Source organism: Vibrio hangzhouensis (genome assembly GCF_900107935.1).
GTDB classification, from domain to species: Bacteria; Pseudomonadota; Gammaproteobacteria; order Enterobacterales; family Vibrionaceae; genus Vibrio; species Vibrio hangzhouensis.
In genome coordinates, this window is the sequence record NZ_FNVG01000022.1 from 56530 (window position 1) to 79872 (window position 23343).

Below are 23343 nucleotides of genomic sequence, written 5' to 3' on the forward strand. Positions count from 1 at the left end.
CGAACGATTAAATTTTGGCATCCCACTCAGGGAAGTGCTTCATAATCAGTGCCTTAAGCTCGATTTCAAACGCACTGATACGTTCTTGCGGTGAGCGTTGTTGCTCAGCCAGCGCATCACGAACTAAACCGGCACCAACAGTCACGTTCGTCAGACGATCAATAACAATAAAGCCCCCGGTATCCTGCACCGCATCGTAACTGTCGATCGCGACTGATTCAGTAAGTGACCACTCACACAAGCCAATACCATTGAGTGGTAATGAATCTGATTCAAACGACTTCAGAGTATTAATATCGTACTGATGGCGAATCGCATCCAACGAGCCCTGAGTCTTCTTACCAGCAATCTTGATGTCATAGCTGCGACCTGGTGCCAATGGCTCATCCGTCATCCACACCACATCTGCCAGTAAGCGATTCGAAGAAGCAACTTTGGCATCTTGTTTCACTATCAAATCACCACGACTGATATCAATTTCATCAGTCAGCGTTAACGTCACTGCTTGACCAGCAAATGCGCTAGGCAAGTCACCATCAAATGTCACGATACGCTCGACTTTTGAAGTCTTACCAGACGGCAATGCTTTAATTTCATCGCCAACACGGATTTCACCCGAGCCAATCGTGCCCGCAAAACCGCGGAAATCGAGGTTTGGTCGGTTAACGTACTGTACAGGGAAGCGGAATTCGCCTTGCTGCTTACCCTGGTCGATATCTACTTTCTCTAGTAGATCGAGCAAAGGCTCACCTTGATACCAGCTCATCTTGTCACTGAGATCTACGACGTTATCCCCTTCAAGCGCAGAGATAGGGATCATCTGGATATCAATATCCTTACCAAGGTTTTCCGAAAACGTCAGATACTCATCGCGAATTTCTTCATAGCGCTGCTGTGAGTAATCAACCAAATCCATCTTGTTCACCGCAACAATAAAGTGCTTTAGACCAAGTAGGCTGGAAATGAACGAGTGGCGACGAGTTTGATCGAGTACGCCTTTACGCGCATCAATCAAGATCACCGCAAGATCACACGTCGATGCGCCCGTAGCCATGTTTCGTGTGTACTGCTCATGTCCTGGCGTATCGGCGATAATGAACTTACGTTTTTGGGTCGAGAAGTAGCGGTATGCCACATCAATTGTGATCCCCTGTTCACGTTCCGCTTGCAGACCGTCCACTAGCAACGCCAAATCAGGCTTTTCACCCGTAGTGCCCACACGCTGGCTGTCGGAGTGAACGGCTGCTAGCTGATCTTCATAAATTTGTTTAGAGTCGTGGAGCAAGCGACCAATTAAGGTACTTTTACCATCATCGACCGAGCCACACGTCAGGAATCGAAGTAACGATTTGTACTGGTGCTGACTCAGGTAACCTTCAATACCGAGTTCGGCAAGTTGTGCTTCTACTGCGCTGTTCATAATCTGTTCCTTCGATCCTTAAAAGTATCCTTGACGTTTCTTAAGCTCCATCGATCCTGACTGATCGTGGTCGATCGCTCGCCCTTGTCTCTCACTAGAAGTGGCGACGAGCATCTCTTCTATAATTCCTGTGAGCGTGGTCGCTTCTGATTCGATAGCACCGGTCAATGGGTAACAGCCAAGCGTTCTGAAACGCACACTCTTATGTTCAACTGTTTCATCAGGGCCGATCTCCATGCGATCGTCATCCACCATGATCAGCATGCCATCGCGCTCTACCACTGGACGCGGCGCTGCAAGATACAGAGGCACGATTTCAATGCCTTCTAGCAAGATGTATTGCCAGATATCCAGTTCAGTCCAGTTAGAAAGTGGGAATACACGGATGCTTTCGCCTTTGTTGATCTGACCGTTGTAGGTCTTCCACAGTTCAGGACGCTGGTTTTTAGGGTCCCACGTATGGTTCTTGTCACGGAATGAGTAGACTCGTTCTTTGGCTCGAGACTTCTCTTCATCACGACGCGCACCACCAAATGCCGCATCAAAACCGTATTTGTTCAGAGCCTGTTTCAGGCCTTGAGTCTTCATAATGTCAGTATGCTTTGATGAACCATGCACAAACGGACTACAGCCCATGGCCAAACCTTCCGGGTTCTTGTGCACCAAAAGCTCAAAACCGTAGTTTTTTGCTGTACGATCGCGAAATTCAATCATCTCTTTGAATTTCCAGTCGGTATCAACGTGCAACAATGGAAATGGAATTTTTCCCGGATAAAACGCTTTGCGAGCCAAATGCAGCATCACTGAAGAGTCTTTACCGATCGAGTACATCATGACGGGATTATCAAATTCGGCCGCCACTTCTCGAATAATGTGGATGCTTTCTGCTTCCAGTTGTTTTAAATGCGTGAGTCTTTGTTGGTCCATGAGTTGTGCTTCCTTTAGTTATGCTGGTCGCTTGGTCACCAGCACAAGACTGAGTTCGAGTGTGCGGTCTGTTACGCGCTTTTGCTGCTAATGGTTGCGGCTTGGTTACAACGAGCGCCATCTTGACCAAACCATGCAAGTTCATCAGCGAGTGCCACCACCTCGCCAACCACAATCAGAGCTGGAGCCGACGCTTGTTGTGCCAGTTCTGATAAATTCGATAACTGACCTCGCAATACTTTCTGTGAGGCCTGTGTACCACGCTCTATGATGGCGACAGGTACCTGTTTGTGACGTCCATGAGCGATCAACTGCTGTTGTATGTAGTCCGACTTCATTAAGCCCATATAGATCACTAACGTCTGGTTGCCGCGTGCCAGCGTCGACCAATCCATCTCATCGCTATCAGGCTTGAGATGACCGGTCACAAACAGTGCCGATTGCGCGTAGTCTCTGTGAGTTAAGGGAATGCCGGCATAAGCCGTTGCACCCGCTGCTGCAGTGATGCCAGGCACTACCTGAAATTGGACGCCTGCAGCCGCCAGAACCTGCAGTTCTTCACCACCGCGACCAAATACAAAAGGATCGCCACCTTTGATACGAACCACTTTGTGGCCACTTTGTGCGAACTCAACCAGCAACTGATTGGTCTTATCCTGAGGCACACTGTGGTGACCCGCTCGCTTACCAACACACACAAGGATGGTGCTGTCTGGGATCAGCGCCATAATTTCCTCTGAAACCAGATAGTCGTAGAGGACAACGTCAGCTTGCTGCAGCAGGTTAAGAGCCTTTAGCGTCAAAAGCTCGGGATCCCCGGGACCAGCACCAATCAAAGCGACTTCACCAGCCCTTAAAGTAGATACTGGCAGACGCGGTTTGACCTGACTGCTGACCAGTGTTGGTGTGGCAACCTTGCCTCGAGGTGATGACTGAAATGCGTCCATAATGACAATCCTTCGCTAATCGAATGATGGCATTATGACCACTCCTCTATATTACTTGAAATTCTAAAATTTCATTTTTTATTCCAAAAGCCACTAAAGAACGTAGTTGTCGTACTGATCTGCTAATCAGGTTCGCATTGCGGTGTTCAAATCTAAGCCTATCCTTTAAAAGCGGTTGAATAAGAATTGAGAGATATGTATCAGATTGCATTTGAATTTACATTCACGATCACATTTTTTATGAATATGTAACGGGACGTTCAGTGCAAATTGATACAATTAGCAAGTTTTGTAAATAAACTCCCATAGAAAGGACACCAAAATGAAAGTGGCAGTGAAACCTATCTCCATTGCAGTACTTGGCGGCATGCTGGCCATTGCTGGGCCTGCGATGGCGGACGAGATCAAACTTCGAATTATCGAAACCACCGATATTCACACTAATGTCATGGACTATGACTACTACAAAGATAAGCCTTCGCAAAAGATCGGGCTGGCCAGAGCCGCCACATTAGTCAAACAAGCGCGTGGCGAAGTGACCAACAGCGTGTTAGTAGACAATGGTGACCTTATTCAGGGCAGCCCTATGGGGGACTATATGGCCGCCAAAGGGATCGAAGTCGGAGAGATACACCCTGTCTATAAGGCAATGAACCAACTAGACTACGATGTGGGCAATATCGGTAACCATGAGTTTAATTATGGCCTGGATTTCCTTGCTAAGACGCTCAAAGGGGCAAGCTTCCCTTACGTTAGTGCAAACGTCTTTGACAAAGAAACGGGCATGCACTACTTCAAACCTTACCTGATCAAAACGCACACCTTTAAAGATACCGATGGCAACGCTCATGACGTAAAAGTGGGTTATATAGGTTTTGTTCCACCACAAATCATGGTTTGGGATAAGAAAAACCTTGAGGGCAAAGTTTACGCTGAAGACATTAAAGCGACCGCTGAAAAGCTAGTGCCGCAGATGAAGAAAGAAGGCGCTGACGTTATTGTCGCTATTCCTCACTCTGGTGTCTCCAGTGACCCATACAAAGCCGGTGCCGAGAACTCAACTTATTATCTTTCTGAAGTGGAAGGTATCGATGCCATTGCATTCGGCCACTCACATGCTGTGTTCCCGGGCAAAGGTTTCGACAATATCCAAGGCGTTGACAACCAAAAAGGCACCATCAATGGCGTAGCGGCTGTTATGCCAGGGCGTTGGGGTAGCCACGTTGGTGTTATGGACTTGGTGCTTGAAAAAGACGGCGATAGCTGGAAAGTCGCGACAAATCAAACCGAAGCTCGCCCAATCTTTGATGCTAATAACAAAAAGCCGCTAGTCGATGCAGATAAGGGCATTGTCGACGCAGTCAAAGGCGACCATGACGCAACACGCGATTTCGTAAACCAACCTATCGGCAAGGCAAACGACGTCATGTACAGCTTCCTGGCGCTGGTCCAGGATGATCCGACGGTACAAATCGTCAACCTGGCACAAAAAGACTATGTTGAGACCATGATCCAGGGTGATCCGGATCTAGACGGTCTACCCGTACTCTCCGCAGCCGCGCCATTTAAAGCCGGTGGTCGTAAGAATGATCCTGCAAACTTCACCGAAGTAGAATCAGGTCAGCTGACGTTCCGTAATGCCGCCGACCTTTACCTGTATCCTAATACGCTCGTAGCGCTGAAGGTCACTGGTAAAGAAGTCAAAGAATGGCTTGAGTGCTCAGCAGGTCAGTTTAAGCAGATCGATACCGCATCTGACAAACCGCAATCGCTGATCGACTGGGATGGCTTCCGCACGTATAACTTTGACGTGATGGATGGCGTGAACTATCAAATCGATGTGACCAAACCAGCACGCTACGATGGCAACTGTAAACTACTCAATGCTAACAGCGAACGTATCGTCGGACTTACCTACAACGGTCAGCCTATTGATATCAAGCAGACCTTTATCATTGCGACCAACAACTACCGTGCATACAGTAACAAGTTCCCTGGTACAGGCAGTGATTTCGTCGCCTTCGACTCTCCAGATGAAAACCGCACGATCGTTGCGAACTACATTTCAAAAGTGAGCAAGGAGAAAGGTGAAGTGACACCAAGCGCTGACAATAACTGGACCTTTGCGCCAGTAACGTCTGATATCACGCTTGATGTACGATTTGAGACCTCGCCATCAGACAAAGCGGCTCAGTTCATTAAAGACAAAGGGCAATATCCGATGAGCAAAGTGGCTACCGATGATGTTGGCTTTGCGGTTTACAGCATCGATCTGCAAAAATAACGACATTCTTATCGGAATGATCAGTAAGCCACGCTGTATGCGTGGCTTTTTTTGTGCTCGCGGTTTAGTCTAATCAACAACAATGATAATGAGCGAATTCTATGACTGATTGGATCTGTAAAACATTCGAACAATTGACAACTCATGAGCTGTATCAGGTGCTCAAACTGCGCGTTGACGTGTTTGTGGTCGAACAGACTTGTCCCTATCCTGAGCTTGATAACAATGATCAAGTCGATGGCGTGCATCACCTACTTGGCTATGATGGTGACGTTCTGGTGGCCTGTGCTCGACTGCTACCCAAAGGAACTACTTATGACTACGTAAGTATCGGCCGAGTCGCCACAAAAGAAACGCACCGAGGTGGTGGATTAGGTCACGACCTCATTGCTAAAGCGAAACAGGAATGCCAGCGTTTATGGCCCGATGAAACCATCAAAATCGGTGCACAATCGCATCTACAGAATTACTATTCCAGACACGGCTTCAAAGCCTGTTCCGACGAATATCTTGAAGATGATATACCTCATATCGACATGAAGTTGCTGAAATAACAAAAGGGGCCGATGGCCCCTTTTGTTTGATTTGGTTACTTATTGCGACCAAAACCACCATCGGATAACCGGAAAAACATGATCGACTGGTCACCGCGCTCAATCTGCAGAATATCCAGTTGTCCTTCGGGGCTGAACTTGAAGCGGATAAGCTGGCCTTGTGTGATACGGCTTAGTGGTTTATCACTGCCCTCGATTCGAGCCAGTGCATTCAGGTCGGCCATAGACAACTGATTCTTACGAAAGACCTGAGCCAGGGTATCGCCTTTTTTCACCGTATACTCGCGCCAGTTGGTTTCCACCACTTCTTCGGTCTCTATATTGCCCGGCTGCTCACTCAACGAATGGGTATTCACACTGACGGCAACGCGTTGCTGAGTAGGCGTAGCCTGCAAAGAATCTGTTTGTGGAGAAGGTAACAACAGTAAGATGACAACCAACGGAATAAGAATGCTGAGTAAACGTCGATGCAAACGCGGCAAACGCATCCACTGTTGCTGCCATTTCAACTTGAGCGCCGAGAAGTCAGGCTTATCCAGTTTTTTTAAGCGCGCAATGTCGAGCGCCTGCATCTTATCTTTCAGCACTTGAACGTGGTCAACTTTCTGCTTCTTCCTGTGACGACGATTCATTCTTTTCCGTCTCCTACTACACAACCGTTTCAGTTTAAGAAAACCTGCGTTTAGAGTATAGAAAAATCGCAGGAAAATCGGTTTATAACAGTCGAATGTCACAACTTTAACAATGAAAGCGAATTAATTGGTAAAAGTTAGTTAGAGCGTTTCGGTTTGTTGTGAGAACTGGTATCCTTTGGCCTTCATTCGAATAGCAAGAGAGACCGTCATGTCTGACGTGAAATTAGAAACTGTAGAACAGAAAGCAAGCTATGGTATTGGTCTACAAATGGGCCAACAGCTTGCAGGTAGCGGCCTTGAAGGTCTTAACGTAGACGCAATTGCTAAAGGCATTGCAACTGCACTAACTGGCGACATGCCAGAAATCGAAGTTGACGAAATCAACAAAGCGCTGCAAGAGCTACACACTCGTGCAGAAGCCGCTCGTCAAGAAGCAGCGAAAGCAGCAGCAGCAGACGGTGAAGCGTTCCTAAAAGACAACGCACTTCGTTCAGAAGTAACTGTGCTTGAGTCTGGTCTTCAATACGAAGTGATCACTGAAGGTACGGGTGAAATTCCATCTTCAGACAAAACTGTACGCGTTCACTACCACGGCGAATTGACTGACGGCACTGTTTTTGACAGCTCTGTATCTCGTGGTCAGCCTGCTGAGTTCCCGGTAACTGGCGTAATCAAAGGTTGGGTTGAAGCACTACAGCTTATGCCTGTAGGTTCTAAGTGGAAACTGTACATCCCTCAAGACCTAGCATACGGTGAGCGTGGTGCAGGTGCAGCGATTCCTCCTTTCGCAGCATTGGTCTTTGAAGTAGAACTTCTAGACATCATCGCTTAATCTCAGCGCTGATACTCCATTTTTAAAAGCAGTGACTCGTCACTGCTTTTTTATTGTCTAAGCTTAATAAACTGACAATAAAACGGATACGCATTATGAGATCACTATTTCGCCTATCGGCTGTACTACTCCTCTCTTTCCCCTCCCATGCAGAATTCGATCTTTCCGGGGTATCAAGTGAGGATGCCAACACTCTTCTATCCAGCGCAAATACGATGATGCAAGCTCAGAGCTCTCCGCTAGTTAACAGCTTAGTCAGTGACTTATCGATCTCACCGGAGCAAGCGACAACAGGAGCCGGGGCATTACTGTCATTGGCGCAGAATTCATTAAGTACTGGGCAGCAAAGCGAACTCAGTTCGTTAATTCCGGGACTGGAGACATTGACCAATAGTGGGCTGCTTTCTTCTATAGAGAGCATGGAAAGTGTTCAAAACGCGTTTTCTTCAGTGGGTCTGGATGCCTCGATGATCGCTCAGTTCGCACCAATAGTACTGCAGTATCTGAACTCTCAGGGGGCAAGCTCGGGCTTGATAGGGTCTCTGACGACATTGTGGCAATGAACAATGTACTGGCCACGACAAAAAACCAGATAGCAAAAAGCCGAGCATAAATGCTCGGCTTTTCAGTTCTACGAACTTACTGATTACTCAGCAGCAGCTTCTTCAGATGCTTCTGGGCGATCTACAAGCTCAATGTAAGCCATTGGAGCTTTATCACCAGCACGGAAGCCAGCTTTTAGGATACGAGTGTAACCGCCCTGACGAGCAGCAAAACGTGGACCTAGTTCGTTGAATAGTTTCGCAACTACTTCGTTATCACGAGTACGTGCAAATGCTAGACGACGGTTAGCAACACTGTCAGTCTTAGCTAGTGTAATCAAAGGCTCAACTACGCGACGTAGCTCTTTTGCTTTAGGCAATGTAGTCTTGATTACTTCATGACGTACAAGAGAGCTAGCCATATTGCTGAACATCGCTTTGCGATGGCTGCTGTTGCGGTTGAGTTGACGACCACTCTTACGATGGCGCATGACCTAATCCTTCTAACTAGTATCGATTAATCTTCAGCGATAGACGCTGGTGGCCAGTTTTCTAGGCGCATGCCCAGAGACAGACCACGTGATGCAAGTACGTCTTTAATCTCAGTAAGAGATTTTTTACCAAGGTTTGGCGTTTTAAGTAGCTCAACCTCAGTACGCTGTACAAGATCACCGATGTAGTGAATCGCTTCTGCTTTTAGACAGTTAGCAGAGCGAACTGTTAGTTCAAGATCGTCTACAGGACGCAGTAGAATAGGATCGAACTCCGGCTTCTCTTCCTTCTCCTCAGGAACACGTACATCACGAAGATCTACGAATGCATCCAATTGCTCAGCTAGGATAGTAGCTGCGCGACGGATAGCTTCCTCAGGTTCTAGAGTACCGTTCGTTTCCATATCGATAACAAGCTTGTCTAAGTCAGTACGCTGCTCAACACGTGCCGCTTCTACAGCGTAGGCAATTTTGTCTACTGGGCTGTAAGTTGCGTCAACAAGCAGACGACCGATTGGACGCTCATCTTCTTCAGTATGGATACGAGCTGAAGCTGGAACGTAACCACGACCACGTTCAACTTTGATTCGCATAGAAATCTCAGCGTTGTCATCCGTTAGGTGACAAATAACGTGTTCTGGGTTAGCGATCTCTACATCACCATCATGGGTGATGTCACCTGCAACAACAGGGCCTGAGCCTGATTTGTTCAGTGTAATAAACACTTCGTCTTTGCCTTCAGCAACGCGAACAGCTAGGCCTTTCAAGTTTAGAAGTATCTCAAGGATATCCTCTTGAACGCCTTCTTTAGTGCTGTACTCGTGCAGAACGCCTTCGATTTCAACTTCAGTCACTGCACAACCTGGCATAGACGAAAGTAAAATACGGCGAAGTGCATTACCTAGAGTGTGACCAAAGCCACGCTCTAATGGCTCAAGAGTTACTTTTGCGTGTGTCGTGCTGATCTGTTCGATGTCAACAAGACGTGGCTTAAGAAATTCTGTTACAGAACCCTGCATTGTGTCCTCTCTTTAGTTTAAACCTTACTTAGAGTAAAGCTCGACGATCAAGTGTTCGTTAATGTCAGCAGATAGATCTGAACGCTCAGGCATACGCTTGAATGTACCTTCCATCTTGCCAGCATCTACTTCAATCCAAGTTGGTTTTTCACGTTGTTCTGCAACTTCTAGAGCTGCTTTAATACGAGCTTGCTGTTTAGCTTTCTCGCGGATAGAAACAACGTCGTTAGCCGCAACTTTGAAAGAAGGAACGTTTACAACTTTACCGTTAACTAGGATAGCTTTGTGGCTAACTAGCTGACGTGCTTCTGCGCGAGTTGCGCCAAAGCCCATGCGGTAAACTACGTTATCTAGACGACCTTCAAGAAGCTGAAGTAGGTTTTCACCCGTGTTGCCTTTAAGGCGAGCGGCTTCTTTGTAGTAGTTACGGAATTGTTTTTCTAGAACGCCGTAGATACGACGAACTTTTTGCTTCTCACGAAGCTGAACGCCATACTCAGATAGACGACCGCGACGAGCGCCGTGTACACCTGGTGCGTTATCAATTTTACACTTGGTATCGATCGCGCGTACACCAGACTTAAGGAATAAGTCAGTACCTTCGCGACGGCTAAGCTTCAGCTTAGGACCCAAATATCTTGCCATGATTCTTCTCCAATTATCCTAGAAACGTTATACGCGACGTTTCTTAGGTGGACGACAACCGTTATGAGGGATTGGTGTCGCGTCAACGATGTTCGTGATGCGGAAACCAGCAGCGTTCAGTGCGCGAACAGTAGATTCACGACCTGGACCTGGACCCTTAACCATAACTTCCAAGTTCTTAAGACCGTATTCTTTAGCCATTTCAGCACAACGCTCAGCAGCAACCTGTGCAGCGAACGGAGTAGACTTACGAGAACCGCGGAAACCTGAACCACCTGCAGTAGCCCATGCTAGAGCGTTACCTTGACGGTCAGTAATAGTTACGATTGTGTTATTGAAAGAAGCATGGATGTGCGCAACGCCATCTGCAACTTGCTTGCGTACGCGCTTACGAGCGCGAGTTGGTTGTTTAGCCATTGTACTCTACCTTCCCGATTATTTCTTGATCGGCTTACGCGGACCCTTACGGGTGCGAGCGTTGGTTTTAGTACGCTGTCCACGTAGTGGTAGACTGCGACGATGACGAAGACCACGGTAACAGCCAAGGTCCATAAGACGCTTGATGTTCATTGATACTTCACGACGTAGATCACCTTCTACAGTGTACTTAGCTACACCATCACGCAGTTGATCGATCTGCTCTTCAGTTAGTTCACTGATCTTAACATCTTCAGCAATACCCACTTCAGCTAGGATAGCTTGAGAGCGAGTTTTACCGATGCCGTAGATCGCAGTTAGTGCGATTACAGCGTGTTTTTGATCAGGAATGTTAATGCCTGCTATACGGGCCATTATTCACTCCTAGTGTTTCTTAAAAAGAATAGCCGCAGCAAAGCCCGTTATGGATACGCTGCGGAGTGCTACTTCTTTTGCACGCAAAAGGTAGGCCGAGGAATATACTCGACCATACCTTATATTTCAAGTAAAAATTTCTGCTTAATTAGCCTTGGCGCTGTTTGTGCTTTGGCTCACTGCAGATAACACGCACAACACCGTTGCGCTTGATAACTTTGCAGTTACGGCAGATTTTTTTAACGGAAGCACGAACTTTCATTGCTAAACTCCGTAAATGAAATCTGAGAATACCGCCGAATTAACGGCCGTACCCTTTCAGATTTGCTTTCTTCAACACAGAATCATACTGTTGTGACATCAGATGAGTCTGTACCTGTGCCATAAAGTCCATAATTACCACCACTACGATAAGTAGTGAAGTGCCGCCGAAATAGAAACGTACGTTCCAAGCGACCATCATGAACTCGGGAATCAGACAGATAAAGGTAATATATAGAGCACCCGCAAGAGTAAGTCTAGTCATTACTTTATCAATGTACTTAGCTGTCTGCTCACCTGGGCGGATGCCGGGTACGAACGCACCAGACTTCTTCAGGTTATCTGCTGTTTCACGCGGGTTGAATACCAACGCCGTGTAGAAGAAACAGAAGAATATAATCGCTGCAGCATAAAGCATTACATACAATGGTTGACCTGGGCTAAGAGCTAATGACACGTCAGTTAACCAACCGAACGCGCTGCTCTCACCATTCTGACCAAACCACTGAGCCAATGTTCCTGGGAACAGGATAATACTTGATGCAAAGATTGCTGGAATAACACCTGCCATGTTGATTTTCAACGGTAGGTGTGTGCTTTGTGCAGCGAAAACCTTACGGCCTTGTTGGCGCTTAGCGTAGTTAACGACGATACGACGTTGACCACGTTCCATAAACACCACAAAGTAAATCACTGCGAAAGCTAATACAGCAATCAACAGCAGAAGAAGTACGTGCAGTTCACCTTGACGCGCTTGCTCGATTGTCTGACCGATTGCCGAAGGCAATCCAGCAACAATACCTGCAAAAATCAGAATGGAAATACCATTACCGATTCCACGCTCTGTAATTTGTTCACCTAACCACATTAGGAACATGGTACCAGTTACTAAACTTACGGTAGCAATTAGCGTAAACATGGTTTGGTTGATAACAACCAGATTATTGACCATGTTTGGAAGGCCAGTTGCGATACCTATTGCCTGGAATGTTGCAAGTACAAGCGTACCATAACGCGTATATTGGCTAATCTTACGACGCCCTGCCTCACCCTCTTTCTTGAGTTCGGCTAACGCTGGATGAACTACAGTTAGCAACTGGACAACAATCGAAGCCGAAATATACGGCATGATGCCCAGTGCTAAAATAGATGCACGCTCTAATGCACCACCGGAGAACATGTTAAACATTTCTACGATGGTACCTTTTTGCTGTTCGAACAAATCGGCAAGTACAGCCGCGTCAATACCAGGAATCGGCACAAAAGAGCCAGCTCGGAACACTAAAAGTGCACCAATAACGAATAAAAGTCGCGACTTTAGCTCGTTTAAGCCGCTCTTAGCACTACTAAAATCTTGTCCTGGTTTCTTAGCCATCTGTACCTCGTCCCTCGAGATTATTCCTCGATTTTACCGCCTGCAGCTTCGATTGCAGCTTTAGCGCCTTTAGTCACGCCTAGACCTTTAACAGTCACAGCTTTGTTGATTTCACCAGATAGAACAACTTTAACAAATTCGATGTTCTTAGTGATAACGTTAGCTGCTTTAAGGCTGTTTAGATCTACAACATCACCAGTTACTTTCGCTAGCTCAGCTAGACGAACTTCAGCAGACACTAGGCTCTTACGAGAAGTGAAACCGAATTTTGGTAGACGTTGTTTCAAAGGCATCTGACCGCCTTCAAAACCTGGACGAACTTTGCCGCCAGAACGTGATTTTTGGCCTTTGTGACCACGGCCACCAGTTTTACCTAGGCCAGAACCGATACCACGACCTACGCGCTTCTTAGAAGGCTTAGAACCCGCAGCCGGTGATAGAGTATTCAAACGCATTCTGATTACTCCTCAACTTTAACCATGTAGTAAACCTTGTTGATCATGCCGCGAACGCACGGAGTATCTTCAAGTTCTACTGTGTGGTTGATTTTACGAAGGCCTAGACCGCGCAAAGTAGCTTTGTGCTTTGGCAGGCGACCAATTGAGCTCTTAGTTTGAGTTACTTTAATAGTTGCCATGGTGTTCTTACTCCGAAATAGCTTCAACAGTTAGACCACGTTTAGCAGCAACCATTTCTGGTGACTTCATGCTACCTAGAGCATCGATCGTTGCACGAACGATGTTGATAGGGTTCGTAGAACCGTATGCTTTAGATAGTACGTTGTGTACACCTGCAACTTCTAGTACTGCACGCATCGCACCACCTGCGATTACACCCGTACCTTCTGCTGCTGGCTGCATGTAAACTTTAGAGCCAGAATGGCGACCTTTCACCGGGTGGTGAAGAGTGCCTTCGTTAAGCGCGATCGTAGTCATGTTACGACGTGCTTTTTCCATTGCTTTTTGAATCGCAGCAGGTACTTCACGGGCTTTGCCGTAACCGAAACCTACACGACCGTTACCGTCACCAACTACTGTTAGTGCAGTGAAGCTCATGATTCGACCACCTTTAACCGTTTTAGAAACACGGTTAACGGCGATTAGCTTTTCTTGCAAATCACTAGCTTGTTGTTGTTCTTTAGCCATCTTCCAACCCTACCTTAGAATTTCAGACCAGCTTCGCGAGCAGATTCTGCTAGCGCCGCTACTCGACCGTGGTATTGGAAACCAGAACGATCGAATGCAACAGCAGATACGCCTTTCTCAAGAGCGCGCTCAGCAACAGCTTTACCAACTGCTTTAGCTGCATCGATGTTACCAGTACTCTTAACTTCTTCACGAATCGCTTTTTCAACAGTTGAAGCGGCTGCGATAACTTCAGAGCCGTTCGCTGCGATTACTTGAGCGTAAACGTGACGAGGAGTACGGTGTACTACTAGGCGAGTTGCACCCAGTTCTGCAATCTTACGACGTGCACGTGTAGCACGACGGATGCGAGATGCTTTCTTATCCATAGTGTTACCTTACTTCTTCTTAGCTTCTTTAGTACGCACATTTTCATCTGCGTAACGAACACCTTTACCTTTATAAGGCTCAGGCTCACGGTAAGAACGAATGTCAGCCGCTACTTGACCAACAAGTTGCTTGTCACAACCAGTGATCACGATTTCAGTTTGGCTTGGACATTCAGCTTTGATACCCGCTGGCAGCTCGTGCTCAACAGGGTGAGAGAAGCCAAGTGTAAGACCTACAGCGTTGCCTTTGATAGCAGCACGGTAACCAACACCTTTAAGAGTTAGCTTCTTAGTAAAGCCTTCAGTAACACCAACAACCATGTTGTTCACTAGTGCACGAGCAGTACCTGCTTGTGCCCATGCGTTAGCAACACCGTCGCGAGGACCGAAAGTAAGGTTGTTCTCTTCTTGAGCGATAACTACAGCGTCGTTTAGTACGCGAGATAGTTCGCCTTTAGCGCCTTTAACAGTAACTTCTTGACCGTTAAGTTTCACCTCTACGCCAGCTGGAATAGCGACAGGTGCTTTAGCAACACGAGACATAATCTACTCCTATTAAGCTACGTAACAGATGATTTCACCGCCAAGACCTGCTTTACGTGCAGCGCGGTCTGACATCAGACCCTTGGAAGTAGAAACAACAGCAATACCCAAACCGCCCATCACAGTTGGTAGCGAGTCTTTGTTTTTGTAGACACGCAGACCAGGACGTGAAACACGTTTGATTTGCTCAATTACAGGTTTCGCTTGGAAGTACTTAAGGGTAACTTCTAGCTCTGGTTTTGCTTCGCCTTCAACAGCGAAGTCAACGATGTAACCTTCAGCTTTCAGTAGTGCAGCGATTGCAACTTTAAGCTTTGAAGAAGGCATTTTAACAGCAACTTTGTTTGCTGCCTGACCGTTACGAATGCGGGTCAGCATATCCGAAATCGGATCTTGCATGCTCATAAGATTTACTCCAAATGATTAAGTGGCAATTACCAGCTAGCCTTACGAAGTCCAGGAATCTCGCCTTTCATGCAAGCTTCGCGAACTTTGATACGGCTTAGACCGAACTTACGTAGGTAACCGTGTGGACGACCAGTTTGGTTGCAACGGTTGCGCTGACGTGAAGCACTTGAATCACGTGGAAGAGATTGCAGCTTAAGAACTGCATTCCAACGATCTTCTTCAGATGCGTTTACATCGCTGATGATAGCTTTTAGAGCTGAGCGCTTTTCAGCAAACTTAGCTACTAGCTTCGCGCGTTTTACTTCGCGCGCTTTCATTGATTGTTTAGCCATAACAGTAACCCTTCACCTTACTTACGGAATGGGAAGTTAAAGGCAGCCAGCAGAGCTCGGCCTTCCTCATCGTTTGCAGCAGACGTCGTAATAGTGATGTCTAGGCCACGAACACGGTCTACTTTATCGTAGTCGATTTCCGGGAAGATGATTTGCTCGCGAACGCCCATGCTGTAGTTACCGCGTCCGTCAAAAGACTTAGCGCTAACGCCACGGAAGTCACGTACACGTGGAAGTGCGATAGAGATTAAACGCTCTAAAAATTCCCACATACGTTCGCCACGCAAGGTTACTTTACAACCAATTGGGTAGCCTTCACGAATTTTGAAACCAGCTACAGATTTACGCGCTTTAGTGATAAGAGGCTTTTGACCAGAGATCGTTGCCATATCAGCTGCTGCGTTTTCTAGCAGTTTCTTATCGTTGATTGCTTCACCAACGCCCATGTTTAGGGTGATTTTCTCAATCCTAGGGACTTGCATGACGCTTGAGTAGTTGAATTGTTTGGTCAATTCAGCAACTACAGACGACTTGTAGTAATCATGCAGTTTCGCCATAGTAGAACTCCAAATTACTTTCTATTAGTTAGAAACAGTTTCGCCGTTAGACTTGAAGAAACGAACTTTCTTGCCATCTTCGATACGGAAACCGATGCGGTCAGCTTTACCAGTAGCCGCGTTAAAGATTGCAACGTTAGAAGCGTCAATTGCTGCTTCTTGCTCAACGATGCCACCTTGTTGACCTAGAGCCGGTACAGGCTTTTGGTGCTTCTTAACAAGGTTGATACCTTCAACGATAACTTTACCAGTTGCTAGAACCTTAGTTACTTTACCTTTCTTGCCTTTATCTTTACCAGCAAGAACGATTACTTCGTCATTACGACGGATTTTAGCTGCCATTTTATAGCTCCTTACAGTACTTCAGGTGCTAGTGAAACAATTTTCATGAATTTCGCGTTACGAAGTTCACGAGTCACTGGACCAAAGATACGTGTGCCGACTGGTTGCTCAGTAGTGTCGTTCAACAATACACAAGCATTACGGTCGAAGCGAATGACAGAACCGTCTGGACGACGTACGCCTTTACGGGTGCGAACTACTACCGCCTTCAGAACATCACCTTTTTTAACTTTACCGCGAGGAATTGCTTCTTTCACAGTAACTTTGATGATGTCGCCGATGTGTGCGTAACGACGGTGTGAGCCACCCAGAACCTTAATACACATTACCTTGCGCGCGCCAGAGTTATCTGCTGCGTCAAGTGTACTTTGCATTTGGATCATTGTTAGTGCTCCGCTAAATATTAAAAACTAGACCCTCTCGGGTCGGGCTGCCTCTTTAAAGGGACGCGAATTGTACCACCCTTTTTTGTGATTGGGTAGACAAAAAATAAGCGGCTCCAAAAAAAATTTGGAGCCGCTTGATTTCGCTATAGAAAAACGATTAGATTTTCGCTTTTTCTACAATGCTTACCAAAGTCCAAGACTTCATCTTAGACAATGGACGGCACTCACGAACTTCAACTGTGTCGCCAATGCCACACTCGTTGTTTTCGTCATGTGCGTGTAGTTTAGTCGTACGCTTTACGAATTTACCGTAAATTGGGTGTTTAACCATGCGTTCGATTGCAACAACAATAGACTTGTCAGCTTTGTTGCTGATTACACGACCTTGTTGAGTACGGATTTGTTCGCTCATTATGCGCCTGCCTTCTCAGTCAAAACAGTTTTCACACGTGCGATATCACGGCGTACAGCTTTCAGAGTATGAGTTTGCTGTAGCTGACCAGTTGCAGCTTGCATACGCAAGTTGAACTGTTCGCGTAGCAAATTCAAAAGCTCAGCGTTAAGCTCTTCAACGTTTTTTTCGCGTAGATCTTGTGCTTTCATCACATCACCTGCTTAGTTACAAATGTAGTTTTGAACGGCAGTTTGCGAGCCGCTAGGCGGAACGCTTCACGTGCCAACTCTTCAGGTACACCGTCCATTTCGTACATAACCTTACCAGGTTGGATTTGGGCTACCCAGTACTCAACGTTACCTTTACCCTTACCTTGACGAACTTCAAGTGGTTTTTCAGTGATAGGCTTGTCTGGGAATACACGAATCCAGATTTTACCTTGACGCTTAACGTGACGCGTCATTGCACGACGTGCCGCTTCGATCTGACGAGCAGTAAGACGACCACGACCAACAGCCTTAAGACCGAATGTGCCGAAGCTTACGTCTGTACCTTTAGCTAGACCACGGTTGCGACCAGTCTGAACCTTACGGAACTTAGTACGTTTAGGTTGTAGCATCTGTCGACTCCTTACTTACGGCCTTTGCGCTGCTTCTTAGGCTTATCGCCTTTTGGCTCTACAGCGTTAGCTGCTGGCATACCGCCTAGAATCTCACCTTTGAAGATCCAAACTTTAATGCCGATCACACCGTATTGAGTGTGAGCCGAAGAAGTTGCGTAATCAATGTCAGCACGTAGAGTGTGTAGAGGCACACGGCCTTCACGGTACCACTCAGAACGTGCGATTTCAGCGCCGCCTAGACGACCACTTACTTCCACTTTGATACCTTTAGCGCCAAGACGCATTGCGTTTTGTACTGCACGCTTCATAGCGCGACGGAACATAACACGACGCTCAAGTTGAGACGCGATGCTATCAGCCACAAGTTGGCCGTCTAGCTCAGGCTTACGTACTTCAGCGATGTTAATTTGCGCTGGTACACCTGCGATTTTAGCTACAGCTGCGCGTAGCTTCTCAACGTCTTCACCTTTCTTACCGATAACAACGCCAGGACGAGCAGTGTGAATAGTCACACGGATGCTCTTAGCTGGACGCTCGATAACGATACGTGAAAGAGACGCTTTTGCTAGTTCCTTAGTAAGGAACTGACGTACCTTGAAGTCGCCGTCTAGGTTGTCAGCGAATTCTTTGGTGTTAGCAAACCATGTAGCATTCCAAGGCTTAACGATGCCAAGACGAATACCATTAGGATGTACTTTCTGACCCATTGCTTATCTCCTAGTCTTAAGCGTCTGCAACAACAACAGTGATGTGGCAAGAACGCTTCAAGATACGGTCCGCACGGCCTTTAGCACGAGGCATAATACGCTTCATGATTGGGCCTTCATCTACGAAGATTTTAGCGACTGATAGATCGTCGATATCTGCACCTTCGTTATGTTCCGCATTCGCGATTGCTGATTCAAGAACTTTCTTAACTAGTACAGCAGCTTTTTTGTTGCTGAAAGTCAGTAGTTCAAGAGCTTGATCCACGTTTTTACCGCGGATTTGGTCTGCAACTAAGCGAGCTTTCTGTGGAGAAATACGAGCAAAGTTATGTTTAGCGATAGCTTCCATCATCTACTCCTTATTTCTTCTTAGCTTTCTTATCAGCAGCGTGGCCGCGATAAGTGCGAGTTGGTGCAAATTCACCCAGTTTGTGACCGATCATTTCTTCGGTAACGAAAACTGGTACGTGCTGACGACCATTATGGACAGCGATGGTCAAACCAATCATTGATGGAATGATCATTGAACGACGGGACCAAGTCTTAACAGGCTTTTTGTCTCCGCTTTCCACCGCTTTCTCTACCTTCTTCAGCAAGTGTAGGTCAATAAATGGACCTTTCTTGAGAGAACGTGGCATGGCGATTCCTCTTTATAGATTACTTGTTACGACGACGTACGATGTACTTGTCAGTGCGCTTGTTCTTACGAGTCTTAAAGCCTTTAGTTGGCTGACCCCAAGGAGATACTGGATGACGACCACCAGAAGTACGGCCTTCACCACCACCGTGTGGGTGGTCTACCGGGTTCATCACAACACCACGAACGGTTGGACGAACACCGCGCCAGCGGCTAGCACCAGCTTTACCTAGTTCACGTAGCATGTGCTCAGCATTACCAACTTCACCGATTGTTGCACGGCCTTCTGATAGTACTTTGCGCATTTCGCCAGAACGTAGGCGTAGAGTTACATATGCACCATCGCGAGCGATGATTTGTGCGTATGCACCTGCAGAACGAGCAATTTGTGCACCTTTACCAGGTTTTAGTTCAACACAGTGAACAGTAGAACCTACTGGGATGTTGCGCATTGGCAGAGTGTTACCTGCTTTAATAGGCGCATCAACACCAGATTGGATTTGGTCACCCGCTTGGATGCCTTTAGGTGCAATGATGTAGCGGCGCTCACCGTCTGCGTACAGAACTAGAGCGATGTTTGCGCTACGGTTTGGATCGTATTCTAGACGCTCAACTTTCGCTGGGATGCCATCTTTAGTACGTTTAAAGTCAACCAAACGATAGTGATGCTTGTGACCACCACCGATGTGACGTACTGTGATACGACCGTTGTTGTTACGACCACCGTTCTTAGAGTTTTTCTCTAGAAGTGGTGCATACGGCTTACCTTTATGAAGGTCAGCGTTAACAACTTTAACTACGTGACGACGACCAGGGGAAGTCGGCTTACATTTAACAATAGCCATTGTTTAACTACTCCTGTTATTCCGCACCGCCAACGAAGTCAAGATCTTGACCTTCCGCCAGAGTCACATACGCCTTCTTAACGTCGCTGCGGCGACCTTGACGTAGACCTTGACGTTTAGTCTTACCCTTAAGAACAAGAGTATTTACAGACTTAACTTCAACTTCAAATAGCTTTTCTACAGCTGCTTTGATCTCTTTCTTAGTTGCATCTTTTGCTACTTTGAAAACGATAGTGTTCGCTTTTTCAGCAGCCATAGTTGCTTTTTCAGAGATGTGCGGAGCACGTAGAACTTTTAGGATACGCTCTTCAGTGATCATGCTAGCATCTCCTCAACTTGCTTAACTGCTTCTGCAGTAATTACAACTTTGTCGAACGCGATCAGTGAAACTGGGTCGATACCAGCAACATCACGTGCGTCAACCTTGTATAGGTTACGAGCTGCTAGGAATAGATTCTCATCTACTTCGCTAGTCACGATTAGCGCGTCTGTTAGCTCAAGCTCTTTAAGCTTAGCTACAAGCTCTTTCGTTTTTGGAGCTTCTACAGAGAAGTTATCAACAACGATTAGACGCTCTTGACGAACTAGCTCAGAAAGAATGCTCTTCATAGCACCGCGGTACATTTTCTTGTTTACTTTTTGGCTGTGATCTTGTGGTTTCGCAGCAAAAGTAACACCACCTGTACGCCAGATAGGGCTACGAATTGTACCAGCACGTGCACGGCCAGTACCTTTTTGACGCCATGGCTTAGCGCCACCGCCAGATACTTCTGAACGAGTCTTTTGAGCACGAGTACCTTGACGAGCACCTGCTGCATAAGCAACAACTACTTGGTGTACAAGAGCTTCGTTGAAGTCACGTCCGAAAGTAGTCTCGGAAACAGTTAGTGCATCAGCACCTTTAACCATCAATTCCATTACTTACTCCTAGACGTTAAGCTTTAACAGCTGGTTTTACGATCACGTTGCCGCCAGTTGAGCCTGGGACTGCACCTTTAATAAGAAGCAGATTGCGCTCAGCGTCAACACGTACGATCTCTAGGTTTTGAGTCGTTACACGCTCAGCACCCATGTGACCTGCCATTTTTTTGCCTTTAAATACGCGACCTGGAGTTTGGCATTGACCAATTGAACCCGGAGCACGGTGAGACAAAGAGTTACCGTGAGTAGCATCTTGAGTAGAGAAGTTCCAACGCTTAACAGCGCCTTGGAAGCCTTTACCTTTAGAAGTACCAGTAACGTCTACTTTTTTAACGTCGTTGAATAGTTCTACGTTTAGCTCAGCGCCAACTTCAAACTCTTCGCCGTTTTCCAAACGGAATTCCCAAAGACCGCGACCTGCTTCAACACCTGCTTTCGCAAAGTGGCCAGCTTCTGGCTTAGAAACACGGCTAGCTTTCTTAGCACCTGCAGTTACCTGGATTGCTGCATAACCGTCAGTATCAAGTGTACGCACTTGAGTTACACGGTTCGCTTCAACCTCAACAACTGTTACAGGGATAGAAACGCCTTCTTCGGTAAAAATGCGGGTCATACCCACTTTACGTCCGACTAGACCAATCATTCTTCTAATCTCCCTTAACCTAGGCTGATTTGAACATCAACGCCAGCAGCAAGATCAAGACGCATCAGAGCGTCAACAGTTTTGTCTGTTGGCTCAACGATGTCGATCAAACGCTTGTGAGTACGGATTTCGTACTGGTCACGTGCATCTTTGTTGACGTGTGGAGAGATAAGAACAGTGAAACGCTCTTTACGAGTAGGTAGTGGAATTGGACCACGAACCTGTGCGCCGGTACGCTTAGCTGTTTCAACGATTTCCGCAGTTGACTGGTCGATTAGTTTATAATCGAAAGCCTTTAGGCGGATACGAATACGTTGGTTCTGCATGAGACAGAGCTCCAATAATTAAAAATTACACAAACAATATCGCCACTCATACTCGCGAAGGCGAGAGAATGCCGATTGATTTATGTGAAACCGTAGTACTCTGATTGAGTACATTGTCAGCTAATTTTCGATTAGTGCTGTTAGCAATAAACAGCCTAATTGTATTAACTGCGAACATAAGCTGAGTCTACGTTACTAAGCATTTTGCCTTGGCAAATTGCTTACTCCTCTTTGCTCATTGGTTCACAACTGGAACAAGCCAGTGCGCGGTATTATACAGATCACAAAACGGGATGCAATAGATGGAGGAAAATTAATCAGAAAATGTTTTGGGCTGGCTTTGGGAGTAGAAACAAGATTACAGATTATCAGGGCCTGGGATCCCAGACCCTGGCGTAAGGTTCTTTTATTCCTCATCAACAAACTGTGCTTGCAGATAGTTCTCGATACCGACTTTGTCGATCAGTCCTAACTGGGTTTCGAGCCAGTCTACATGCTCTTCTTCATCTTCGAGAATATCCTGGAACAGATCGCGAGAAACAAAGTCACGGGTGTCCTCTGAATAAGCAATGGCATCTTTTAGATCAGGGATAGCCATCATCTCCAGTTTTAAGTCACACTCAAGCATTTCTTTGGTGTCTTCACCCACCATCAATTTACCGAGATCTTGCAAGTTGGGCAGCCCTTCCAGGAACAGTATTCGTTCTATCAGGTGATCAGCATGCTTCATTTCATCAATCGATTCGTGATATTCCTTATCAGCCAGGTGTTTCAATCCCCAGTCTTTGTACATTCTGGCGTGTAAGAAATATTGATTGATAGCAACGAGTTCATTGCCGAGAATCTTGTTGAGATGTTGGATAATGATCGGATCACCTTTCATAGAACAGCCCTCCTCTTTGGCTCAATAGTAACTTTAGAACCAAACGGGACGCTGTCAATGTGACCGAAAAAGAAGAGGTTGATTAGCTCGCTTTCGCTAATGGCTCAGGTTGAAATTCACTGAGTATTTCTTTGGCCTGTTTGACGCACTTACCACATTGCGAGCCTAACGCAGTACAACGTCTGATGGCGCGCATATCACTGATCCCTTCTTCTATTGCCAACTTACGCAGTTTCTTATCCGAGATCCCGTGACAAAGACAAACAAACATAACACACCCTCAAACCAATCTGGACGCCAATATAAACGAGAACCATTAGCGTTACCACTATTTTTTGACTCCACCTTGATTAAAACACAACCAGATTTAACTAACTCTCTGAGGGTCATAGAAATTTTCACCAAAAAAAAAGAGGAGCTAATGCTCCTCTTTTTCAATGCGATTATCGCAAGATTCAACTAAATATTAGTCGAAGATCTTAGCAACAACACCAGCACCTACAGTACGGCCACCTTCACGGATAGCGAAACGTAGACCTTCGTCCATAGCGATTGGAGCG

39 protein-coding genes are annotated in these 23343 nt (G+C 46.4%); 4 read left to right on the forward strand and 35 right to left on the reverse strand.

The genetic code is table 11. From position 1 onward, the window contains the following. Nucleotides 1-7: 7 nt before the first annotated feature. The 3 genes from cysN to cobA form a co-directional block, all read right to left on the reverse strand. The gene (gene cysN, locus C4S60_RS18255) at nucleotides 8-1420 is read right to left on the reverse strand and encodes a sulfate adenylyltransferase subunit CysN (RefSeq protein WP_103881797.1); all 1413 of its coding nucleotides are present in this window, start codon (nucleotides 1418-1420) and stop codon (nucleotides 8-10) included. Nucleotides 1421-1438: 18 nt separating this feature from the next. Beyond that, nucleotides 1439-2347, reverse strand: coding sequence for a sulfate adenylyltransferase subunit CysD (gene cysD / locus C4S60_RS18260; RefSeq protein WP_103881798.1), 909 nt, complete (start codon nucleotides 2345-2347; stop codon nucleotides 1439-1441). Nucleotides 2348-2418: 71 nt separating this feature from the next. Then, nucleotides 2419-3294, reverse strand: a complete 876-nt coding sequence (gene cobA / locus C4S60_RS18265; protein ID WP_103881799.1) for a uroporphyrinogen-III C-methyltransferase — start codon at nucleotides 3292-3294, stop codon at nucleotides 2419-2421. 322 nt (nucleotides 3295-3616) lie between these two features. Here cobA and cpdB point away from each other — a divergent pair, with 322 nt between their 5' ends. Beyond that, entirely contained in the window at nucleotides 3617-5578 is a 1962-nt protein-coding gene (gene cpdB, locus C4S60_RS18270) for a 2',3'-cyclic-nucleotide 2'-phosphodiesterase (protein WP_103881800.1), read from the forward strand. Between the two features lie 101 nt (nucleotides 5579-5679). Further along, nucleotides 5680-6132: a GNAT family N-acetyltransferase gene (locus C4S60_RS18275; RefSeq protein WP_103881801.1), complete on the forward strand. Its 453-nt coding sequence runs from the start codon at nucleotides 5680-5682 to the stop codon at nucleotides 6130-6132. Between the two features lie 35 nt (nucleotides 6133-6167). Here C4S60_RS18275 and C4S60_RS18280 read toward each other — a convergent pair whose 3' ends face one another. Further along, on the reverse strand, nucleotides 6168-6764 hold the full coding sequence (locus C4S60_RS18280) for a LysM-like peptidoglycan-binding domain-containing protein (protein WP_103881802.1): 597 nt from the start codon (nucleotides 6762-6764) through the stop codon (nucleotides 6168-6170). Nucleotides 6765-6975: 211 nt separating this feature from the next. On the opposite strand from C4S60_RS18280, the gene bamJ reads away from it, so the two are divergent. Beyond that, complete coding sequence (gene bamJ / locus C4S60_RS18285; RefSeq protein ID WP_103881803.1) at nucleotides 6976-7599, forward strand: BamJ family beta-barrel-assembly machinery protein; 624 nt, start codon at nucleotides 6976-6978, stop codon at nucleotides 7597-7599. A gap of 95 nt (nucleotides 7600-7694) precedes the next feature. Further along, nucleotides 7695-8162: a DUF2780 domain-containing protein gene (locus C4S60_RS18290; RefSeq protein WP_103881804.1), complete on the forward strand. Its 468-nt coding sequence runs from the start codon at nucleotides 7695-7697 to the stop codon at nucleotides 8160-8162. 83 nt (nucleotides 8163-8245) lie between these two features. Here the strand turns inward: C4S60_RS18290 and rplQ are convergent, their stop codons facing one another. The 31 genes from rplQ to C4S60_RS18445 all read right to left on the reverse strand — a co-directional run. Next, nucleotides 8246-8632, reverse strand: coding sequence for a 50S ribosomal protein L17 (gene rplQ, locus C4S60_RS18295; RefSeq protein ID WP_031493230.1), 387 nt, complete (start codon nucleotides 8630-8632; stop codon nucleotides 8246-8248). Between the two features lie 26 nt (nucleotides 8633-8658). Then, nucleotides 8659-9651 carry a DNA-directed RNA polymerase subunit alpha gene (locus C4S60_RS18300; protein ID WP_038228852.1) on the reverse strand — a complete coding sequence of 331 codons (993 nt, stop codon included), beginning with the start codon at nucleotides 9649-9651 and terminating at the stop codon, nucleotides 8659-8661. Nucleotides 9652-9675: 24 nt separating this feature from the next. After that, nucleotides 9676-10296, reverse strand: coding sequence for a 30S ribosomal protein S4 (rpsD, locus tag C4S60_RS18305; protein ID WP_031493229.1), 621 nt, complete (start codon nucleotides 10294-10296; stop codon nucleotides 9676-9678). 27 nt (nucleotides 10297-10323) lie between these two features. After that, nucleotides 10324-10713: a 30S ribosomal protein S11 gene (gene rpsK / locus C4S60_RS18310; protein ID WP_001118870.1), complete on the reverse strand. Its 390-nt coding sequence runs from the start codon at nucleotides 10711-10713 to the stop codon at nucleotides 10324-10326. Between the two features lie 18 nt (nucleotides 10714-10731). After that, on the reverse strand, nucleotides 10732-11088 hold the full coding sequence (gene rpsM, locus C4S60_RS18315; protein ID WP_005450559.1) for a 30S ribosomal protein S13: 357 nt from the start codon (nucleotides 11086-11088) through the stop codon (nucleotides 10732-10734). Nucleotides 11089-11236: 148 nt separating this feature from the next. Further along, entirely contained in the window at nucleotides 11237-11350 is a 114-nt protein-coding gene (gene rpmJ / locus C4S60_RS18320) for a 50S ribosomal protein L36 (protein ID WP_000868186.1), read from the reverse strand. Nucleotides 11351-11389: 39 nt separating this feature from the next. Further along, complete coding sequence (gene secY / locus C4S60_RS18325; protein ID WP_006075579.1) at nucleotides 11390-12724, reverse strand: preprotein translocase subunit SecY; 1335 nt, start codon at nucleotides 12722-12724, stop codon at nucleotides 11390-11392. A 20-nt stretch (nucleotides 12725-12744) separates the two neighbouring features. After that, complete coding sequence (gene rplO, locus C4S60_RS18330; RefSeq protein ID WP_103881805.1) at nucleotides 12745-13179, reverse strand: 50S ribosomal protein L15; 435 nt, start codon at nucleotides 13177-13179, stop codon at nucleotides 12745-12747. A 5-nt stretch (nucleotides 13180-13184) separates the two neighbouring features. Then, nucleotides 13185-13361 (reverse strand): 50S ribosomal protein L30, encoded by a 177-nt coding sequence (gene rpmD / locus C4S60_RS18335; protein WP_000201159.1) that lies wholly within the window; start codon nucleotides 13359-13361, stop codon nucleotides 13185-13187. Between the two features lie 7 nt (nucleotides 13362-13368). Next, on the reverse strand, nucleotides 13369-13869 hold the full coding sequence (gene rpsE / locus C4S60_RS18340; RefSeq protein ID WP_103881806.1) for a 30S ribosomal protein S5: 501 nt from the start codon (nucleotides 13867-13869) through the stop codon (nucleotides 13369-13371). A gap of 14 nt (nucleotides 13870-13883) precedes the next feature. Beyond that, complete coding sequence (rplR, locus tag C4S60_RS18345) at nucleotides 13884-14237, reverse strand: 50S ribosomal protein L18 (RefSeq protein WP_038228845.1); 354 nt, start codon at nucleotides 14235-14237, stop codon at nucleotides 13884-13886. A 9-nt stretch (nucleotides 14238-14246) separates the two neighbouring features. After that, nucleotides 14247-14780 carry a 50S ribosomal protein L6 gene (gene rplF, locus C4S60_RS18350; RefSeq protein WP_103881807.1) on the reverse strand — a complete coding sequence of 178 codons (534 nt, stop codon included), beginning with the start codon at nucleotides 14778-14780 and terminating at the stop codon, nucleotides 14247-14249. 12 nt (nucleotides 14781-14792) lie between these two features. After that, nucleotides 14793-15185: a 30S ribosomal protein S8 gene (gene rpsH, locus C4S60_RS18355; protein ID WP_006075574.1), complete on the reverse strand. Its 393-nt coding sequence runs from the start codon at nucleotides 15183-15185 to the stop codon at nucleotides 14793-14795. Between the two features lie 29 nt (nucleotides 15186-15214). Next, a complete protein-coding gene (rpsN, locus tag C4S60_RS18360; protein ID WP_038228838.1) occupies nucleotides 15215-15520 on the reverse strand; it encodes a 30S ribosomal protein S14 in 306 nt (101 codons plus the stop codon). 17 nt (nucleotides 15521-15537) lie between these two features. Next, on the reverse strand, nucleotides 15538-16077 hold the full coding sequence (gene rplE / locus C4S60_RS18365) for a 50S ribosomal protein L5 (RefSeq protein WP_006075572.1): 540 nt from the start codon (nucleotides 16075-16077) through the stop codon (nucleotides 15538-15540). A 24-nt stretch (nucleotides 16078-16101) separates the two neighbouring features. Beyond that, entirely contained in the window at nucleotides 16102-16419 is a 318-nt protein-coding gene (gene rplX / locus C4S60_RS18370; protein WP_096994896.1) for a 50S ribosomal protein L24, read from the reverse strand. An 11-nt stretch (nucleotides 16420-16430) separates the two neighbouring features. Beyond that, nucleotides 16431-16802, reverse strand: coding sequence for a 50S ribosomal protein L14 (gene rplN / locus C4S60_RS18375; RefSeq protein WP_006075569.1), 372 nt, complete (start codon nucleotides 16800-16802; stop codon nucleotides 16431-16433). A 160-nt stretch (nucleotides 16803-16962) separates the two neighbouring features. Continuing rightward, nucleotides 16963-17217 carry a 30S ribosomal protein S17 gene (rpsQ, locus tag C4S60_RS18380; protein WP_103881808.1) on the reverse strand — a complete coding sequence of 85 codons (255 nt, stop codon included), beginning with the start codon at nucleotides 17215-17217 and terminating at the stop codon, nucleotides 16963-16965. Continuing rightward, complete coding sequence (gene rpmC, locus C4S60_RS18385; protein ID WP_004736737.1) at nucleotides 17217-17408, reverse strand: 50S ribosomal protein L29; 192 nt, start codon at nucleotides 17406-17408, stop codon at nucleotides 17217-17219. The genes rpsQ and rpmC overlap by 1 nt, the downstream gene beginning before the upstream one ends. Next, nucleotides 17408-17818: a 50S ribosomal protein L16 gene (gene rplP, locus C4S60_RS18390; RefSeq protein ID WP_006075723.1), complete on the reverse strand. Its 411-nt coding sequence runs from the start codon at nucleotides 17816-17818 to the stop codon at nucleotides 17408-17410. The genes rpmC and rplP overlap by 1 nt, the downstream gene beginning before the upstream one ends. A gap of 11 nt (nucleotides 17819-17829) precedes the next feature. Further along, nucleotides 17830-18528, reverse strand: a complete 699-nt coding sequence (rpsC, locus tag C4S60_RS18395) for a 30S ribosomal protein S3 (RefSeq protein ID WP_103881809.1) — start codon at nucleotides 18526-18528, stop codon at nucleotides 17830-17832. 16 nt (nucleotides 18529-18544) lie between these two features. Then, nucleotides 18545-18877, reverse strand: a complete 333-nt coding sequence (gene rplV, locus C4S60_RS18400; protein WP_031495620.1) for a 50S ribosomal protein L22 — start codon at nucleotides 18875-18877, stop codon at nucleotides 18545-18547. 10 nt (nucleotides 18878-18887) lie between these two features. Continuing rightward, on the reverse strand, nucleotides 18888-19166 hold the full coding sequence (gene rpsS / locus C4S60_RS18405; protein ID WP_031495622.1) for a 30S ribosomal protein S19: 279 nt from the start codon (nucleotides 19164-19166) through the stop codon (nucleotides 18888-18890). A 19-nt stretch (nucleotides 19167-19185) separates the two neighbouring features. Continuing rightward, complete coding sequence (gene rplB, locus C4S60_RS18410; RefSeq protein ID WP_103881810.1) at nucleotides 19186-20010, reverse strand: 50S ribosomal protein L2; 825 nt, start codon at nucleotides 20008-20010, stop codon at nucleotides 19186-19188. 16 nt (nucleotides 20011-20026) lie between these two features. Then, a complete protein-coding gene (gene rplW / locus C4S60_RS18415) occupies nucleotides 20027-20329 on the reverse strand; it encodes a 50S ribosomal protein L23 (protein WP_042502749.1) in 303 nt (100 codons plus the stop codon). Further along, nucleotides 20326-20928, reverse strand: coding sequence for a 50S ribosomal protein L4 (rplD, locus tag C4S60_RS18420; protein WP_103881811.1), 603 nt, complete (start codon nucleotides 20926-20928; stop codon nucleotides 20326-20328). Before rplD ends, rplW begins: the two co-directional genes overlap by 4 nt. Nucleotides 20929-20944: 16 nt before the next feature. Further along, nucleotides 20945-21574: a 50S ribosomal protein L3 gene (gene rplC, locus C4S60_RS18425; RefSeq protein ID WP_103881812.1), complete on the reverse strand. Its 630-nt coding sequence runs from the start codon at nucleotides 21572-21574 to the stop codon at nucleotides 20945-20947. A 14-nt stretch (nucleotides 21575-21588) separates the two neighbouring features. Further along, nucleotides 21589-21900, reverse strand: a complete 312-nt coding sequence (gene rpsJ, locus C4S60_RS18430) for a 30S ribosomal protein S10 (RefSeq protein ID WP_031495630.1) — start codon at nucleotides 21898-21900, stop codon at nucleotides 21589-21591. Nucleotides 21901-22306: 406 nt separating this feature from the next. Beyond that, entirely contained in the window at nucleotides 22307-22783 is a 477-nt protein-coding gene (bfr, locus tag C4S60_RS18435; RefSeq protein ID WP_103881813.1) for a bacterioferritin, read from the reverse strand. A gap of 82 nt (nucleotides 22784-22865) precedes the next feature. Beyond that, complete coding sequence (locus tag C4S60_RS18440; protein WP_103881814.1) at nucleotides 22866-23054, reverse strand: (2Fe-2S)-binding protein; 189 nt, start codon at nucleotides 23052-23054, stop codon at nucleotides 22866-22868. A 195-nt stretch (nucleotides 23055-23249) separates the two neighbouring features. Next, nucleotides 23250-23343: EF-Tu C-terminal domain-related protein (locus tag C4S60_RS18445; protein WP_004417577.1), on the reverse strand; the 94-nt coding region annotated here is incomplete at its 5' end.

What these genes read in the sequence shown, in the direction of transcription:
- rplC (WP_103881812.1), bottom strand. Translation starts at nt 21,574, where the DNA reads ATGATTGGTCTAGTCGGACGTAAAGTGGGTATGACCCGCATTTTTACC.
- rpsS (WP_031495622.1), bottom strand. Translation starts at nt 19,166, where the DNA reads ATGCCACGTTCTCTCAAGAAAGGTCCATTTATTGACCTACACTTGCTG.
- rpmJ (WP_000868186.1), bottom strand. Translation starts at nt 11,350, where the DNA reads ATGAAAGTTCGTGCTTCCGTTAAAAAAATCTGCCGTAACTGCAAAGTT.
- rplX (WP_096994896.1), bottom strand. Translation starts at nt 16,419, where the DNA reads ATGGCAGCTAAAATCCGTCGTAATGACGAAGTAATCGTTCTTGCTGGT.
- rplB (WP_103881810.1), bottom strand. Translation starts at nt 20,010, where the DNA reads ATGGCTATTGTTAAATGTAAGCCGACTTCCCCTGGTCGTCGTCACGTA.
- C4S60_RS18440 (WP_103881814.1), bottom strand. Translation starts at nt 23,054, where the DNA reads ATGTTTGTTTGTCTTTGTCACGGGATCTCGGATAAGAAACTGCGTAAG.
- cysD (WP_103881798.1), bottom strand. Translation starts at nt 2,347, where the DNA reads ATGGACCAACAAAGACTCACGCATTTAAAACAACTGGAAGCAGAAAGC.
- rplE (WP_006075572.1), bottom strand. Translation starts at nt 16,077, where the DNA reads ATGGCGAAACTGCATGATTACTACAAGTCGTCTGTAGTTGCTGAATTG.
- secY (WP_006075579.1), bottom strand. Translation starts at nt 12,724, where the DNA reads ATGGCTAAGAAACCAGGACAAGATTTTAGTAGTGCTAAGAGCGGCTTA.
- bfr (WP_103881813.1), bottom strand. Translation starts at nt 22,783, where the DNA reads ATGAAAGGTGATCCGATCATTATCCAACATCTCAACAAGATTCTCGGC.
- rpsD (WP_031493229.1), bottom strand. Translation starts at nt 10,296, where the DNA reads ATGGCAAGATATTTGGGTCCTAAGCTGAAGCTTAGCCGTCGCGAAGGT.
- rplW (WP_042502749.1), bottom strand. Translation starts at nt 20,329, where the DNA reads ATGATCACTGAAGAGCGTATCCTAAAAGTTCTACGTGCTCCGCACATC.
- rplV (WP_031495620.1), bottom strand. Translation starts at nt 18,877, where the DNA reads ATGGAAGCTATCGCTAAACATAACTTTGCTCGTATTTCTCCACAGAAA.
- cysN (WP_103881797.1), bottom strand. Translation starts at nt 1,420, where the DNA reads ATGAACAGCGCAGTAGAAGCACAACTTGCCGAACTCGGTATTGAAGGT.
- rplP (WP_006075723.1), bottom strand. Translation starts at nt 17,818, where the DNA reads ATGCTACAACCTAAACGTACTAAGTTCCGTAAGGTTCAGACTGGTCGC.
- rpsK (WP_001118870.1), bottom strand. Translation starts at nt 10,713, where the DNA reads ATGGCTAAACAACCAACTCGCGCTCGTAAGCGCGTACGCAAGCAAGTT.
- rpmC (WP_004736737.1), bottom strand. Translation starts at nt 17,408, where the DNA reads ATGAAAGCACAAGATCTACGCGAAAAAAACGTTGAAGAGCTTAACGCT.
- rpsQ (WP_103881808.1), bottom strand. Translation starts at nt 17,217, where the DNA reads ATGAGCGAACAAATCCGTACTCAACAAGGTCGTGTAATCAGCAACAAA.
- rplQ (WP_031493230.1), bottom strand. Translation starts at nt 8,632, where the DNA reads ATGCGCCATCGTAAGAGTGGTCGTCAACTCAACCGCAACAGCAGCCAT.
- rpsJ (WP_031495630.1), bottom strand. Translation starts at nt 21,900, where the DNA reads ATGCAGAACCAACGTATTCGTATCCGCCTAAAGGCTTTCGATTATAAA.
- rpsE (WP_103881806.1), bottom strand. Translation starts at nt 13,869, where the DNA reads ATGGCTAAAGAACAACAACAAGCTAGTGATTTGCAAGAAAAGCTAATC.
- C4S60_RS18280 (WP_103881802.1), bottom strand. Translation starts at nt 6,764, where the DNA reads ATGAATCGTCGTCACAGGAAGAAGCAGAAAGTTGACCACGTTCAAGTG.
- rplN (WP_006075569.1), bottom strand. Translation starts at nt 16,802, where the DNA reads ATGATCCAAATGCAAAGTACACTTGACGCAGCAGATAACTCTGGCGCG.
- rplR (WP_038228845.1), bottom strand. Translation starts at nt 14,237, where the DNA reads ATGGATAAGAAAGCATCTCGCATCCGTCGTGCTACACGTGCACGTCGT.
- rpsH (WP_006075574.1), bottom strand. Translation starts at nt 15,185, where the DNA reads ATGAGCATGCAAGATCCGATTTCGGATATGCTGACCCGCATTCGTAAC.
- cpdB (WP_103881800.1), top strand. Translation starts at nt 3,617, where the DNA reads ATGAAAGTGGCAGTGAAACCTATCTCCATTGCAGTACTTGGCGGCATG.
- cobA (WP_103881799.1), bottom strand. Translation starts at nt 3,294, where the DNA reads ATGGACGCATTTCAGTCATCACCTCGAGGCAAGGTTGCCACACCAACA.
- rpsN (WP_038228838.1), bottom strand. Translation starts at nt 15,520, where the DNA reads ATGGCTAAACAATCAATGAAAGCGCGCGAAGTAAAACGCGCGAAGCTA.
- rplO (WP_103881805.1), bottom strand. Translation starts at nt 13,179, where the DNA reads ATGCGTTTGAATACTCTATCACCGGCTGCGGGTTCTAAGCCTTCTAAG.
- C4S60_RS18300 (WP_038228852.1), bottom strand. Translation starts at nt 9,651, where the DNA reads ATGCAGGGTTCTGTAACAGAATTTCTTAAGCCACGTCTTGTTGACATC.
- rpmD (WP_000201159.1), bottom strand. Translation starts at nt 13,361, where the DNA reads ATGGCAACTATTAAAGTAACTCAAACTAAGAGCTCAATTGGTCGCCTG.
- rplF (WP_103881807.1), bottom strand. Translation starts at nt 14,780, where the DNA reads ATGTCTCGTGTTGCTAAAGCACCTGTCGCTATTCCAGCTGGCGTAGAG.
- bamJ (WP_103881803.1), top strand. Translation starts at nt 6,976, where the DNA reads ATGTCTGACGTGAAATTAGAAACTGTAGAACAGAAAGCAAGCTATGGT.
- C4S60_RS18290 (WP_103881804.1), top strand. Translation starts at nt 7,695, where the DNA reads ATGAGATCACTATTTCGCCTATCGGCTGTACTACTCCTCTCTTTCCCC.
- rplD (WP_103881811.1), bottom strand. Translation starts at nt 20,928, where the DNA reads ATGGAATTGATGGTTAAAGGTGCTGATGCACTAACTGTTTCCGAGACT.
- rpsC (WP_103881809.1), bottom strand. Translation starts at nt 18,528, where the DNA reads ATGGGTCAGAAAGTACATCCTAATGGTATTCGTCTTGGCATCGTTAAG.
- rpsM (WP_005450559.1), bottom strand. Translation starts at nt 11,088, where the DNA reads ATGGCCCGTATAGCAGGCATTAACATTCCTGATCAAAAACACGCTGTA.
- C4S60_RS18275 (WP_103881801.1), top strand. Translation starts at nt 5,680, where the DNA reads ATGACTGATTGGATCTGTAAAACATTCGAACAATTGACAACTCATGAG.